Here is a 13175-nt window from a genome sequence, read left to right as displayed (position 1 = left end):
GGTGGGGCCCGTCCGGGCCCCACCCGTCACACACCCGCCGGGTACGTCTCCATCTCACCCGGCGTCACGAGCGTCGGCAGCGGGTGCAGCGCCGTCGTCTCGTCGCACCAGATGAACGCGTCGTAGCGCTCGCCCAGCCGGGTCGGCACATAGTTGCCCCAGGACTCGAAGCTCGGGTCGTACACCACCCCGATGGCCCGGTGGTCCGCCTCGCCGGTCACCCACTCCGGCTGGTCGTCGCCGCCGAAGACGAGCACCGCCCGGTCCGGCATCAGCTCGTGCAGCCGGTGCTCCACCGAACCCTCCCGGGCCGGCGGCACCACCATCGTCTCGGCCGGTGAGCCCCAGCGCGGCGCCGCGACCACACTGCCGTGCCAGCTGCCGAAGCCGATCAGCGCCACCGCGTCCCGGCCGTACCGTTCCCGGCCCAGCTGCCCGATGTTGACCATGCCGTCCGCCGCCATGTCGGTCGCCCGGGCGTCGCCGACATGCGTGTTGTGCGCCCACACGATGCCCCGCGATTCCGGCCCGTACCGGTCCAGCAACCGGTCGAGCGTGTCGGTCATGTGGACGTCGCGGACGTTCCACGACTCGGGGCCGCCGCCGACCATCGCCCGGTAGTACCGCTCCGCGCCGGCCACCACCTCCGCGTTCTGCCAGGCCGAGAAGCGGTCCGGGCCGTCCGCGGCGGCCTGTTCCCGGGTACGCGCCAGCAGCCGGACCACCTCCTCCTCGCACCGGGCGGAGACGAACCGGCTGGCCATCGCGTACTCCTCGGGCCGCTTACCGTACGGCTCGAAGCAGCGGTACGCCTCCTGAGCCGCCTCCAGCGAGGCCGGATCCTCCTCACCGAGGTAGTCGAAGATGGCCTGCATCGACTCCCAGAGGGAATACACGTCCAGCCCGTGGAAGCCGGCCCGCTCCCCCTCCGGGCGTTCCAGGTTCCACGCCCGCAGCCAGCGGCAGAAGCGGGCCACCTCGGCGTTCGCCCACATCCAGGTGGGCCAGCGTTCGAACCGTTCCAGTGCCACCAGCGGATCGGCCAGCCCGCCCGGCGCGCCGACCACCGACCGGTGCACCCGGTCGCAGTCCGGCCAGTCCCCCTCCACCGCCACGAAGTCGAACCCCTGTTCGGCGATGAGCCGCCGGGTCAACTGCTCCCGCAGCCGGTAGTAGTCGTAGCTGCCGTGCGTCGCCTCGCCGATCATCACCACCCGGGCGTCCCGTACGCGGTCCAGCAAGGGGTCGAAGTCGCTCGGCGCGCCGAGCCGCTGTACCAGCATGTCCGCGGCTACCCGGGGCCCGTCGGGGCAAACCGCCGCCGCTGGGTCCGGCGGCGGGCGTACGGCGGCGGATGCGGCCCGGTCCCGGCGGCGGGCGTACGGCGGCGGGTACGGCCCGGTCCGGGCGGCGGACGGGCGGCGGACGCGGGCCCGGTCCCGGTGGCGGGCATGGTGCCGGGCTCAATGGGTAGCCGGGCGGCATGACCGTCACCGGTGCGCAGTTGCGGGAGTTCCTGGCCGGGCTCGACTACCCGGTCTCGCGGGAGGATCTGGTCCGCTGGGGCCAGGAGAACGGCGCAGGCACCGAGGCGCTCCAGGCGTTGCGGTCCCTGCCGGCCGAGGAGTTCCACACCCCCACCGAGTTGGGCGAGGCGCTGGTCACGCTGGCCGACGCCTGACCGGCGGGTGTTAAGCGGGGGCCCTTCCTCTACCCGAGGCGTTAAGAAGGGGCCCTTCCTTACATCTCGACGGTGCGGGCCTGGGCGCGGGCGGTCTGCGCGGCGTCCAGCACCGCCACCACCTCGCGGCCGAACCGCACGTCGCAGCGGTGGTCGCGGGTGCCGGCGTCGACCTCCTCCAGCAACTGGTCGAGCGCGGCGCCGAACGCCTGGAGCGCGCTGCCGTCGCCGGGCGGGACGATCTCGGTGCCGTTCTCGCCGAAGAAGACGAAGTCCCGGGTGACCGCCTCGGACGGCGCGTCCAGGGTGAGCGAGAGCGAGCTGGTGGCGCCGCCGTCGTGGGTGAGCAGCAGGTGCACCAGGCCACTCGGGCCGTCCATCGCGGCGACCCGGGTGACCCGGCCGAGCACGGGCAGGATCAGCGACAACGCGTGCGGGCCGATGTCCCACAGCGCGCCGCGCTCCCGCCGCCAGGTCGAGTCGCCGTACGGGTTCCCGGGCTGGAAGATCGACGCGAACATGGTGGCGCGGGCGTGCTGCCAGCCGCCCGCGGCGGCGGTCGAGGCGAGGAACCCGGTGACGTTCGGGTGGAAGCGCTGGGTGAAGAAGACCACCGAGGCCACCCCGGACGCCTGTGCGGCGTCGACCACCCGGTCGGCGTCGGCGAGGTCGAGCGCCAGCGGCTTGTCCAGCAGCAGGTGCCGCCCGGCGGTGGCGGCACGGACGGCGATGTCGGCCTGCACGTCCGGCGGAAGCGCCACGGCGATCGCGTCGCAGGCGTCGATGAGCGCGTCCACGTCGGTGAAGGCCGGTACGCCGTGCCGGGTGGCCAGCTCCTCCGCCTTCGCCGGGTTCCGCCCCCAGACGCCGGCGAGCCGTGCCCGCGGGTGCGCCTCGATGGCCGCGGCATGCGTCTCCGCCGCCCAGTAACCGGTGCCGAACAACCCGAACCGCACCCCGACCCCCTGCCGTCGACGTCTGCCACCGGCGTATGCCGGGACCGTGATCCACGCTAGTCCTCCGGCCCGTCCGGCGCGCCCCGACCCGGCGGGCGAGCCGCTACTACACCGGTTAGTAGGCTGTGCCGGTGAACGACACCGTGTCGACGACCAGCGCGGCGGCCGCCTCCGCCTCCCCGGTGGACGGGCCGCTCGCCACGGTCGCGATCGTGATCTCGCTGGCGGTCGCCGTCTGGGCCCTGGTCGCGGCGGTACGCCACCGGCCGCCGGACCGGATCCAGTTCGTCGGCCTGGCCGTGCTGGAGGTGGCGCTGCTCGCGCTCACCGTGACGGCTCTCGTCGCGCTCGGCGGCGGCGAGCGGCCGGGCGAGCCGGGCGCGTTCTTCGGCTACCTGGCGACGCTCGTCTGCCTGCCGCCGCTGGCCTGGGTACTGGCCCGGATGGAGCCGACCCGCTGGGGCTCGGGCATCGTCTGCGCGATCTGCCTGGTCACTCCGGTGGTGGCGGTACGGCTGCAGCAGACCTGGGAGGTTCTCGGTGGCTGACACCACGACCGCGCACGAGCAGCGCGCCACCAACCGCGGCCCGGGGCGGCTGCTGATCGCCGTCTACATCGTGTTCGCCATCGCCGCGACCTCGCGGGCGAGCTTGCAGATCGCCACCAAGTTCGACGAGGCGCCGGTGGCGTACCTGCTGTCCGCGGTGGCGGCGCTGATCTACATCGTGGCGGCGGTCGGGCTGGCCCGGGCCGGGCACGCCGGCCGCCGGGTCGCGCTGGCCTGCTGCACGGTCGAGCTGGTCGGCGTGCTCGGGGTGGGTGTGCTGAGCATCGCCGACAAGGAGCTGTTCCCGGACGAGACGGTCTGGTCCGACTTCGGCAGCGGCTACGGCTACGTGCCGCTGGTGCTGCCGGTGCTCGGCCTGTTCTGGCTGTGGCGCACCCGGCGCGACCCCGCCTGAGCGGGCCCGCGCCGGGCCGGGCCGGTCAGTCCTTCGGACCGCCGGCGACGTAGATGACCTGGCCGGAGACGAAGGACGCGCCCTCGCTGGCCAGGAACGAGATGGTGTGCGCGACGTCCTCCGGGCGGCCGGGACGGCGGACCGGGATCTCGGCGGCGGCGTGCTTCTGGAGGTCGTCGAAGTCGACCTTCATCCGGGCCGCGGTGGCGGCGGTCATGTCGGTGACGATGAAGCCCGGCGCGACCGCGTTGACGGTGACACCGAACGGGCCCAGTTCGATCGCCAGCGTCTTGGTGAAGCCCTGGAGGCCGGCCTTGGCGGCCGAGTAGTTCGCCTGGCCCCGGTTGCCGAGCGCGGACGTGCTGGACAGGTTGACGATCCGGCCCCACTTCGCCTCGACCATGTGCTTCTGCGCGGCCTGGCTGAACAGGAACGCCCCGCGCAGGTGCACGCCCATGACCGTGTCCCAGTCGCTCTCGGTCATCTTGAACAGCAGGTTGTCGCGCAGCACGCCGGCGTTGTTGACCAGGACGGTCGGCGCGCCGAGTTCGGCGGCGATCCGCTCCACGGCCGCCTCGACCTGGGCCCGGTCGGACACGTCGGCGCCGACGCCGAGCGCCCGTCCGCCGGCCGAGCCGATGGCGTCCACCGTCTCCTTGGTGGCGGACTCGTCGATGTCGACCACGGCGACGGCCATGCCGTCGGCCGCCAGCCGGCGGGCGGTCGCCGCCCCGATGCCGCGCGCGGCTCCGGTGACGATGGCGACGCGGGGCTCCTCCGACATGCTTACCTCCCGGTAACTTGTGGCTCGATCGAAGGAGCTTAACCCGCCGGTAGGCGCCCCCTACCGCTCGTGGCCCCGGCAGAGCCGGATCCACCGGTAGCCGTACCCGGCGAGCTTGAGCCGGTCGAGCTTGCCCACGTCCTCGTAGTTACGGTCGCTGAGCACGTCGATCGGCAGGTCCGCCTCCGGCGCCAGCGTGCTCAGGTCCACCTCCACGTCCTCGGTTCCCAGGTTGTGCAGGAAGACCATGGTCCCGGTACGGCCGTCGGCGCGGTGCGCGAGCACGCCGGGCGGCATCGGCACGTCGATGTGGGTGGTGCTGCCCGAGCCGGTCTCCGGTGCCTCCCGCAGCGTCCGGATCATCCGCTCGAACCAGCCGAGCAGCGACCGCGGATCCTTGCGCTGGGCGGTCACGTTGACGTTCTGGTAGCCGTACTCGCCCTTGTCGATCACCGGGCGGACCAGCTTCTCCGGCTCGGCGGTGGAGAAGCCCGCGTTGTCCTGGTAGGACCACTGCATCGGGGTACGGATCGCGTCGCGCCCGTCCAGCGCCAGGTTCTCCCCCATGCCGATCTCCTCGCCGTAGCGCAGCACCGGCGTGCCGCGCAGCGAGAACTGCAGCGAGTACGCCAGCTCGATGTGCCGTCGGTCGTTGCCGAGCATCGGGGCGAGCCGGCGGCGGATGCCCCGGCCGTAGAGCTGCATGTTCTCGTCCGGCCCGAACTTCGCCAGCACGTCGTTGCGCTGGTCGGCGGTGAGCCGGGACAGGTCGATCTCGTCGTGGTTGCGCAGGAACGTGGCCCACTGCCCGCCGGTGGGCAGCTTCGGGGTGTCCCGCAGCGCGTCGATGATCGCCTCCGGGTCCTCCCGGGCGAACGCCAGCATCAGCCGGCCGTTGAGCATGAAGTCGAACAGCATATGGATCCGGTTGCCCGAGCCGCTGCCGTCACCGAAGTAGACGGGCAGCTCGTCCGGCTCGACGTTCGCCTCGGCCAGCAGGACCGCGTCGCCGCGCCGCCACTGCACGTGCTGACGCAGGTCGGTGAGGAAGTCGAAGTCCTTCGGCGAGTTCGGGTTGCCCGGCTCGGTGCGCTCGATGATGAACGGCACGGCGTCCATCCGGAAGCCGGAGACGCCGAGCTGGAGCCAGAACGACGTGATCTTCTTGATCTCCGCGCGGACCTTCGGGTTCTCGATGTTCAGGTCCGGCTGGAACTTGTAGAAGCGGTGGTAGAACCACGCCTTGGCGGTCCGGTCGTAGGTCCACGTCTCGTGCTGCTCGCCCGGGAACACCATGCCCTGGTGGCGGTCGGCCGGCTCGTGGTCGGCCCAGACGTACCAGTCCCGGTACGGCGAGTCCGGCGACGAGCGGGCGGACTGGAACCACGGGTGCTGGTCCGAGGTGTGGTTGACCACCAGGTCGATGATCACCCGGATGCCCCTGTTGCTCGCCTGGTGCAGCAGTTCGGCGAAGTCGCCGAGCGTGCCCAGGCGCGGGTCGACGTTGTAGAAGTCGGTCGCGTCGTACCCGTCGTCCTTGTTGGGCGAGGGGTGGATCGGGTTCAGCCACAGGCAGGTCACGCCGAGCCGGGCCAGGTAGTCCAGCCGGCCGATCAGCCCCTGGAAGTCACCCACCCCGTCGCCGTCGGAGTCCGCGTACGTGTCGACGTCGAGGCAGTAGACGACCGCCTCCTGATACCACCTGTCACCCATGCGAGGACTACTTCTCCGAACGCGCGCGACGGCAAACCCGGTACGGTGCTCCGATGAGCGAGGAGGCGTACGACTGGTCCGCCGGCACCTGGCTGAATCCGCCGGAGCGGGCCGAGCCGGTCGGCGGCGGCCTGCTGGTCGAGCCGCACGGCGGCAGCGACTTCTGGCGGCGCACCAGCTACGGCTTCGTGCACGACGACGGCTCGGCACTGCTCGCGCCGTTCCCGGCGGGCAGCGCCGTGGAGGTGTCGTTCGTCCTCGACTACACGGCCCAGTTCGACCAGGCCGGCGTGCTGGTGCGGGTGGACGACCGGCGGTGGACCAAGGCCGGGGTCGAGGTGAGCGACGGCGCGCCGCAGGTCGGCGCCGTGGTCACCGACGAGTTCTCGGACTGGTCGGTGGCGCCGGTGCCGCAGTGGTCGGGCCGGGAGGTGACGGTCCGGGTGAGCCGGGCCGGCGACGCGCTGACCGTACGGGCCCGGTGCGCGGACGAGCCGTGGCGGCTGGTCCGGGTCGCGCCGCTCGACCCGGCGGCGGAGGCGTCGGCCGGGCCGTACTGCTGCTCGCCCAGCCGGGGCGGGCTGCTGGTCCGCTTCACCGGCTGGCGGCGGGGTCCGGCGGACGCCGCGTTGCATCCGGAGGCCTGAGTCACAGGTGTGACACCGGCCGGTCCGGGTAACACCTTCGGATCTCCGGCTCTCGCGTGGAAGGACCGCCATGGCCCTGGCCCAGGACGTCGACCCGAACCAGTTCACCGGGCTGACCGGCTGGGTGGCGAGCGTGATCGACTCGCTCGGCGCGGTCGGTGTGGCGCTGCTGGTGGCGCTGGAGAGCATCATCCCGCCGATCCCGAGCGAGATCGTGCTGGCGATGGCCGGTTACCTGTCCGCCGAGGGCCGGTTCAACGTGGTGGTCATCGTGGTCGCCGCGACAGTCGGTTCGCTGATCGGCGCGCTGGTGCTCTACTGGCTCGGCGCGGCGCTCGGCGAGGACCGGCTCAAGCGCTGGCTGGACCACATCCCGCTGGTCGACCTGGAGGATCTGGAGAAGGCCGACCGCTGGTTCGAGCGGCACGGCCGGTGGGCGGTGCTGATCGGCCGGGTGGTGCCTGTGGTGCGCAGCCTGGTCTCGATCCCGGCCGGCGCCAACCGGATGCCGCTGGGCGAGTTCATCCTGCTCACCACGCTCGGCAGCGGGGTGTGGAACGCCCTGATCGTCGGCGCCGGCTTCGCCCTCGGGTCGCGGTGGGAGGACGTCGACAGGTACAGCCAGTGGTTCAACTACGCGATCTTCGCCGTCTTCGGCTTCATGATCGTGAGCTGGGCGGTGAAGAAGGTGCGCCGGCGGCGCGCCCGGCAGTCGGTGACCGCCGGGCGCTGACCACCGCGCGGGCTCAGAAGCCCGCGGTGAAGCCGGTGAACTCCCAGGTGTTCTGCGCGATGCCGGAGCAGTCGGCGACCACGCCGCCGCCCGGGCAGGGCCGGTCCCGGTTGACCGACCAGCGCGGTCTTCAGGCCCTCGGCCGCGTTCACGTTTCTGTCCAGCACCGGTTCGACGCGACCCGGACCGAGGTCCGGGTCGCGTCCCGGCCACGCCTCAGCGGCGGAAGGTGAACCAGTTGACGTTGACGAAGTCGGACGGCTGGCCGCTGCTGAACGTCAGGTAGACGGTGTGCCGCCCGGTCACCGCGCCGACGTTGCCCGGAACCGAGCGCCAGGTCTGCCAGCCGCCGGTGTTGCCTACCGCGAAACTGCCGATCGGCGGCGCGGTCGGGCTGTCCACCCGGACCTCCACCAGCCCGCTCACCCCGGACGCCGCGCCGGAGGCGACCCGGGCCACGAAGTCGCGCGGCGGCGTGGAGCCGAAGTCGACGTTGTCGTAGCGGGCCCAGTCGCCGTTGGCGAGCCAGCCGATGTCCTGGCCGCCCTCGGAACACGTCTCCACCTGAACGCCGTTCTGCGCGTTGAACGACTCGGCCTGGATGGTGGCGTACGCGTCCCGCACCCCGCCCGGCGGCGGGGTGGTCGGCGTGGGCGACGGGTTGCTCCCGCCACCGCGGGTGTAGACGGCCACGTAGTCGACGAGCATCGACCGGCCGGGCACGGTCGCCGCGGTCGGCGTCGCCGACCCGGCCACGCCGTCCGGGAAGCCGCCGCCCATCGCCACGTTGAGCAGCAGGAAATAGCCGGCGTGGTTCGTCATCTGACTCCAGTACGGCTCACCGATCTGGTTCTGCCCGACGGTGTGGAAGAGTTGACCGTCGACGTACCAGCGCAGTTGCTGCGGGCTGGCCGAGGCGTCCCACTCGAACCGGTAGGTGTGGAACGCCGACTGGCAGGTGCTGCCCGGGCAGGCCCGGGACGCGCCGATGCCGTTGAACTCCCCGCACGGGCCGCCCGGCGCGACGCCGCAGTGCAGGACGCCCCAGACCGAGTTGATCCCGTTGACGTTCTCCATCACGTCGAACTCGCCGATGCCCGGCCAGTTCTGGTAGTTGCCCCGGTACGGCGAGCCGAGCGCCCAGAACGCCGGCCAGTACCCGGACGCCGCCGCCCCGGTCACGTTCGGCATCTGGATCCGGCCCTCCAGGGCCAGCACGCCGCCCGACGGCGGCTTGAAGTTCGCCCGTACCGTCTCGATCCGGGCCGAGGTCCAGCGACCGGCGGAGTCCCGCAGCGGCGTGATGCGCAGGTTGCCCGAGCCGTCGTGGGCCAGGTTGGCGGTGCTGGAGGTGTAGGTCTGGATCTCGCCGGTGCCCCAGTTGGCCGGGCCGCCCGGATAGCCGGTGCCGGTGTCGATGATCCAGTTGGCGGACGAGGGCAGCGTGCCGGCGGACCCGGTGAAGTCGTCGCTCCACACCAGGTTCCACCCGGACGGCGTCGGGGGCACGGCGGCCTGGGCGGTCATCGAGACGCCCGCGAGCGCTGTGGTGAGCGCGAGGACGCCGGCGGCCAGGGCGAGCCGGCGGCGTGATCGGGGCACGGTGGCGGAGGCGGCCGGAGCCGCCGGGATCGGATTCATTCGGGGTGCCTCTCTGCGGGGACGGGTCCGGGAGAGCGCTCTCTGAGAGCGATTTCTACGCGCCCGCCCCCGCACTTGTCAACGCTTGTCGATGGCCTCCGCCGGCTGCGGCCGGCGCAGCACCACCTGCTCCAGCGCCGTCCACGCCGTGGTGGTGACCAGATACAGCACCGCCGCGAGCGGCACCACGAGCGCCACCAGCACCGTGCCGTACGGCAGCAGCGGCAGCACCCGCCCGAGCACGGCCGCGCCCGGACCCTCGGTCGGCGCCCCGGCCACGGTGCCGGTGGCGGCCGCCGCCCGGCGCATCCGCCGCGACGACCACCAGGCCAGGGCGAGCAGCGCCGCCAGCAGCACGCCGAACACCAGTGGCACCGGGCCGGCCAGGCCGTCGCCGAGGTGCCACCCCAGCGGTACGCCGGCGAGCCGCTCCCCCAGCAGCTCCGGCGCGCCGTCACCGGTGGCGAACAGGCGGTACATGACCAGGAAGAACGGTGCCTGCAACAGCGCCGGCAGGCAGCCCGCCACCGGGCTGGCACCGGCGTTGCGGTAGAGCGCGAACAACTCGCTCTGGAGGCGGGCCGGATCGTCGGCGTACCGGCGCTGGAGTTCCCGTACCTCGGGGGCGAGCGCGGTGCGGCGCCGCTCCCCGCGGACCTGGGCCACCGTGAGCGGCGAGATCAGCAGCCGGACGGCGACTGTGAACAGGACGATGGCAGCCGCAGTGGCGGCGCCGCCGGAAAGCGGGGCGAGCACGTCGGCGAGCCAGGTGACGACGGTGGCCGCGGCCGAGACCGCGGAGTGCAACGGTGCGAAGGCGAGCATGGGTGGACCCCTCGATGGCGATTCCGGGTGTCCCGGGCGGCGACGTGCCGCACGGCGGGACGGATGACGACGGAATCGGCCGCGAAAGCCGGGGAGAGAGGCCCGCCGACGCGGGCCGGGAGGTGGCTACGCGGCCGAGGGGCGCAGACCGGGTGCGCGGGGCCGCGGACGGCCCGGGGCGTCCGGATCGACCTGCCGGGGCACCCCGCGACGGCGGGCGCGGGCACGCAGCGCGGCCGCGAACCGGGTGCCGGGCGGCGTGGGCAGCGCGCGGACCCGCAGCGCGAGCAGGGTGGCGAGCAGCAGCGCGGCGACGACCGCCGCACCGGCGAGCAGCCCGGCCGGGCGGTCGGCGAACAGAGCGAGGGCGTACGCCCACGCTCCCGTCAGCACCGCCAGCATCCCCGCCACACGGCCACCCTAGCCCGCCCTGTCACGCCCGAGGGCCCCACGCGCCCGCGCCGGTCCTGCGCGCGGCGGGCCTGCGGCCGTCCGGCACGCGGCGAGCGCGCGGCAATCCGGTGGTCCGGACGACCCGAACGGGCGAATCGCGCCGACACGCCGCCCGGCGCGTTTTCCGAAACGGACACGGTGGGTAACAGATCCTCGACCACGCGGCACGGTGCCGCGAGCGGTCCGGAGGAGACGGTGGTGACGATGAGTGGCTCAGTGGCGGAGCGGGAGCGGAGCGCCGCACCGGGCGGGACCGACCTGCTGACAGTCGGCGTCGAGGAGGAGTTCCTGCTCGCCGACCCGCACACCGGGACCGCCGTACCCGCCGTCGACCTGGTCATGGAGCAGGTGCCGGCCGAGCTGCGCGGTCAGGTGGAACGCGAGTTCCAGACCAGCCAGATCGAGATCGGCAGCCCGCCCGGGCTGGACCTGTCCTCGATCCGGCACTCGCTGTCGATGCTGCGCGCCGAACTGGCAGACGCGGCCGAGCGGGCCGGCGTACGGCTGCTCGCGATCGGCACCGGGCCGGTCGACGGGCCGGTGCCGCCGGTGGTGGACAAGCCGCGCTTCGACCGGATGATCGAACGGTTCCGGCTGCTGGTGCCCGGCCCCGGCAACAACGGCATGCACGTGCACGTCGGCATCCCCGACCCGGATACCGGCGTCAAGGTGCTCAACCACGTCCGGCCGTGGCTGCCGATCCTGCACGCGGTCACCGCCAACTCCCCGTTCTCCCGGGGTGAGGACACCGGGTACGCGAGCTGGCGCTCGGTGGAGTGGGAACGCTGGCCGTCGGTCGCGCCCACCCCGTTCCTGGAGTCGCACGAGCACTACGAGCGGCTGATCCGGCAGCTCATCGCCAGCGGCGTGATGCTGGACGAGGGAATGCTCTACTGGTACGCCCGGCTGTCCGCCAAGTACCCCACGGTGGAGATCCGCATCGGCGACGTCTGCCCGTCGGTGGACGACGCGGTGCTGGTGGCGGCGCTGGTCCGCGCGCTCGTCGCGACAGCGCTCACCGACATCGCCGCCGGCCGTCCGGCCGTCAACACCGACCACCACCTGCTGGTGGCGGCGCACTGGCGGGCCGCCCACGACGGGCTGGAGGGCGAGGGCGTCGACCTCACCGACGGTGAGCTGCGCCCGGCCTGGGAGCTGCTGGACCGGCTCGTCGACCGGCTGCGCCCGGAACTGGAACGGCACGGCGACCTGGACCGGGTGACCGACCTGCTGGGCGGGCTGCGGCGGCACGGCAGCGGCGCGGCGCGGCAGCGGGCGGTGTTCGCGCGTACCGGACGGCTCGTCGACGTGGTCGCGGACGTGGCACGGCAGACCCGTGGCTGAGCGGCCGTGCGGCCGCGGCCCGGCGTGACAGGATGGGCGACGTGGCCGAGCGCATGATCGTCATCGGTGGCGACGCCGCCGGCATGTCGGCGGCGTCGCAGGCGCGGCGCCGCCGACGCGACCGCTCCGACCTGGAGATCGTCGCGTTCGAGCGGGGGCACTTCACCTCCTACTCGGCCTGCGGCATCCCCTACTGGGTGAGCGGCCTCGTGGAGGAGCGGGACGAACTGATCTCCCGTGACCCGCAGACCTTCCGCGACGACTTCGGCATCGAGGTCCGTACCCGGCACGAGGTCACCGCCATCGACCTGGACCGCCGCGAGGTCCTCGCGCGGGATCTCGACGGCGGTGGCGAGGTCCGCGCCGGTTTCGACACCCTGGTGTACGCCACCGGCGCGTCCCCGGTGCAGCCGGACTGGGCACGCGACGACGTGTCGGGCGTGTTCGGCGTGCAGACGCTGGACGACGGCGCGGCGCTCATCGACTGGCTCGAACGCGAGCCCCGGCCCCGGCGCGCGGTCGTCGTCGGCGGCGGTTACGTCGGCGTCGAGATGGCCGAGGCGCTCGTGCAGCGCGGGCTCTCCGTCCAGCTCGTGGAGCAGGCCGACCAGCCGATGTCGACTGTGGACCCGGACATGGGCGAGCTGGTGGCCGACGCGATGCGCGGCACCGGCATCGGCGTCCGCACCGGCCTCACGGTCACCGGTCTCCAGGAGCGGGACGGCCGGATCTCCGCAGTGGTCACCGACGAGGGGCCGATCCCGGCCGACGTCGTGGTGCTGGGTCTCGGCGTACGCCCCAACACCGCGCTCGCCGAGGCGGCCGGCCTGCCGATCGGTCCCTCCGGCGCGGTACGGACCGACCGCCGGATGCGGGTACCCGGCGTACCCGGTGTCTGGGCGGCCGGCGACTGCGTGGAGTCGCTGCACCGGGTCAGCGGCATGCCGGTGCACATCCCGCTCGGCACGCACGCCAACAAGCAGGGCCGGGTCGCGGGCATCAACATCGGCGGCGGGTACGGCACCTTCCCCGGGGTCATCGGCACCGCCGTCACCAAGGTGTGCGAGCTGGAGGTCGGCCGCACCGGGCTGCGCGAGCGGGACGCGCGGGACGCCGGCTTCGAGTTCGTGACGGTGCTGGCCCAGTCGACGAACCGGGCCGGCTACTACCCGGGCGCGCGGCCGATGACGGTCAAGCTGATCGCCGAGCGGCCCAGCGGGCGGTTGCTCGGGGCGCAGATCGTCGGCTGGTCCGAGGCGGCCAAGCGGATCGACGCGCTCGCGGTGGCATTGTGGAACGGCATGACGGTGGACGAGATGACGGCGCTCGACCTGGGGTACGCGCCGCCGTACGCCCCGGTGTGGGACCCGGTGCTGATCGCCGCCCGCAAGGCCGTCGACGCCCTCGCCGCCGTGTAGGGAAGGGCCCCCTATTA

At 73.0% G+C, this 13175-nt stretch carries 13 protein-coding genes and 1 pseudogene; 7 read left to right on the top strand and 7 right to left on the bottom strand.

The window, feature by feature from the left end:
* Nucleotides 1–26: 26 nt before the first annotated feature.
* Nucleotides 27–1283 (bottom strand): erythromycin esterase family protein, encoded by a 1257-nt coding sequence (locus ACPCK6_RS12125; RefSeq protein ID WP_423481149.1) that lies wholly within the window; start codon nucleotides 1281–1283, stop codon nucleotides 27–29.
* A 200-nt stretch (nucleotides 1284–1483) separates the two neighbouring features.
* Between ACPCK6_RS12125 and ACPCK6_RS12120 the strand changes: the two genes are divergently transcribed.
* Nucleotides 1484–1681: a DUF2795 domain-containing protein gene (locus ACPCK6_RS12120; RefSeq protein ID WP_318335514.1), complete on the top strand. Its 198-nt coding sequence runs from the start codon at nucleotides 1484–1486 to the stop codon at nucleotides 1679–1681.
* A gap of 59 nt (nucleotides 1682–1740) precedes the next feature.
* Here the strand turns inward: ACPCK6_RS12120 and ACPCK6_RS12115 are convergent, their stop codons facing one another.
* Complete coding sequence (locus ACPCK6_RS12115) at nucleotides 1741–2637, bottom strand: Gfo/Idh/MocA family protein (RefSeq protein WP_396881198.1); 897 nt, start codon at nucleotides 2635–2637, stop codon at nucleotides 1741–1743.
* Nucleotides 2638–2768: 131 nt separating this feature from the next.
* Between ACPCK6_RS12115 and ACPCK6_RS12110 the strand changes: the two genes are divergently transcribed.
* Nucleotides 2769–3185 carry a hypothetical protein gene (locus tag ACPCK6_RS12110; protein ID WP_396881197.1) on the top strand — a complete coding sequence of 139 codons (417 nt, stop codon included), beginning with the start codon at nucleotides 2769–2771 and terminating at the stop codon, nucleotides 3183–3185.
* A pseudogene (locus ACPCK6_RS12105) lies at nucleotides 3178–3653 on the top strand (hypothetical protein). The gene ACPCK6_RS12110 and the pseudogene ACPCK6_RS12105 overlap by 8 nt, the downstream one beginning before the upstream one ends.
* Here the strand turns inward: ACPCK6_RS12105 and fabG are convergent.
* A complete protein-coding gene (gene fabG / locus ACPCK6_RS12100; RefSeq protein WP_318335517.1) occupies nucleotides 3626–4384 on the bottom strand; it encodes a 3-oxoacyl-ACP reductase FabG in 759 nt (252 codons plus the stop codon). The pseudogene ACPCK6_RS12105 and the gene fabG overlap by 28 nt on opposite strands.
* A gap of 60 nt (nucleotides 4385–4444) precedes the next feature.
* Nucleotides 4445–6097, bottom strand: a complete 1653-nt coding sequence (locus ACPCK6_RS12095; RefSeq protein ID WP_396881196.1) for an alpha-amylase family protein — start codon at nucleotides 6095–6097, stop codon at nucleotides 4445–4447.
* Between the two features lie 53 nt (nucleotides 6098–6150).
* Between ACPCK6_RS12095 and ACPCK6_RS12090 the strand changes: the two genes are divergently transcribed.
* Nucleotides 6151–6744 (top strand): DUF1349 domain-containing protein, encoded by a 594-nt coding sequence (locus tag ACPCK6_RS12090; protein WP_423481148.1) that lies wholly within the window; start codon nucleotides 6151–6153, stop codon nucleotides 6742–6744.
* A gap of 70 nt (nucleotides 6745–6814) precedes the next feature.
* Nucleotides 6815–7477: a DedA family protein gene (locus tag ACPCK6_RS12085; RefSeq protein WP_318335520.1), complete on the top strand. Its 663-nt coding sequence runs from the start codon at nucleotides 6815–6817 to the stop codon at nucleotides 7475–7477.
* Nucleotides 7478–7693: 216 nt separating this feature from the next.
* Here the strand turns inward: ACPCK6_RS12085 and ACPCK6_RS12080 are convergent, their stop codons facing one another.
* The 3 genes from ACPCK6_RS12080 to ACPCK6_RS12070 all read right to left on the bottom strand — a co-directional run bounded on the left by ACPCK6_RS12080 (nucleotide 7694) and on the right by ACPCK6_RS12070 (nucleotide 10345).
* Nucleotides 7694–9118 (bottom strand): carbohydrate-binding protein, encoded by a 1425-nt coding sequence (locus tag ACPCK6_RS12080; protein ID WP_423481147.1) that lies wholly within the window; start codon nucleotides 9116–9118, stop codon nucleotides 7694–7696.
* 78 nt (nucleotides 9119–9196) lie between these two features.
* Nucleotides 9197–9943 (bottom strand): YidC/Oxa1 family membrane protein insertase, encoded by a 747-nt coding sequence (locus tag ACPCK6_RS12075; RefSeq protein WP_396881193.1) that lies wholly within the window; start codon nucleotides 9941–9943, stop codon nucleotides 9197–9199.
* 126 nt (nucleotides 9944–10069) lie between these two features.
* On the bottom strand, nucleotides 10070–10345 hold the full coding sequence (locus tag ACPCK6_RS12070; RefSeq protein WP_030503186.1) for a DUF6412 domain-containing protein: 276 nt from the start codon (nucleotides 10343–10345) through the stop codon (nucleotides 10070–10072).
* 246 nt (nucleotides 10346–10591) lie between these two features.
* Here ACPCK6_RS12070 and ACPCK6_RS12065 point away from each other — a divergent pair, with 246 nt between their 5' ends.
* Both ACPCK6_RS12065 and ACPCK6_RS12060 read left to right on the top strand, forming a co-directional pair.
* On the top strand, nucleotides 10592–11740 hold the full coding sequence (locus tag ACPCK6_RS12065) for a carboxylate-amine ligase (protein WP_318335523.1): 1149 nt from the start codon (nucleotides 10592–10594) through the stop codon (nucleotides 11738–11740).
* A gap of 41 nt (nucleotides 11741–11781) precedes the next feature.
* Nucleotides 11782–13158 carry an FAD-dependent oxidoreductase gene (locus ACPCK6_RS12060; protein ID WP_423481146.1) on the top strand — a complete coding sequence of 459 codons (1377 nt, stop codon included), beginning with the start codon at nucleotides 11782–11784 and terminating at the stop codon, nucleotides 13156–13158.
* Nucleotides 13159–13175 lie beyond the last annotated feature (17 nt).

It is taken from the genome of Micromonospora sp. AB353 (genome assembly GCF_049538395.1).
Taxonomy (GTDB): domain Bacteria; phylum Actinomycetota; class Actinomycetes; order Mycobacteriales; family Micromonosporaceae; genus Micromonospora; species Micromonospora aurantiaca.
Note: the sequence above shows the minus strand (reverse complement) of the source record. Positions and strands in the feature narration are given on the sequence as shown.

Bases quoted from the DNA above. Each gene is read 5' to 3' on its own strand.
- ACPCK6_RS12090 (WP_423481148.1), top strand. From the start codon at position 6,151: ATGAGCGAGGAGGCGTACGACTGGTCCGCCGGCACCTGGCTGAATCCG.
- ACPCK6_RS12070 (WP_030503186.1), bottom strand. From the start codon at position 10,345: ATGCTGGCGGTGCTGACGGGAGCGTGGGCGTACGCCCTCGCTCTGTTC.
- fabG (WP_318335517.1), bottom strand. From the start codon at position 4,384: ATGTCGGAGGAGCCCCGCGTCGCCATCGTCACCGGAGCCGCGCGCGGC.
- ACPCK6_RS12125 (WP_423481149.1), bottom strand. From the start codon at position 1,283: ATGCTGGTACAGCGGCTCGGCGCGCCGAGCGACTTCGACCCCTTGCTG.
- ACPCK6_RS12085 (WP_318335520.1), top strand. From the start codon at position 6,815: ATGGCCCTGGCCCAGGACGTCGACCCGAACCAGTTCACCGGGCTGACC.
- ACPCK6_RS12075 (WP_396881193.1), bottom strand. From the start codon at position 9,943: ATGCTCGCCTTCGCACCGTTGCACTCCGCGGTCTCGGCCGCGGCCACC.
- ACPCK6_RS12120 (WP_318335514.1), top strand. From the start codon at position 1,484: ATGACCGTCACCGGTGCGCAGTTGCGGGAGTTCCTGGCCGGGCTCGAC.
- ACPCK6_RS12095 (WP_396881196.1), bottom strand. From the start codon at position 6,097: ATGGGTGACAGGTGGTATCAGGAGGCGGTCGTCTACTGCCTCGACGTC.
- ACPCK6_RS12080 (WP_423481147.1), bottom strand. From the start codon at position 9,118: ATGAATCCGATCCCGGCGGCTCCGGCCGCCTCCGCCACCGTGCCCCGA.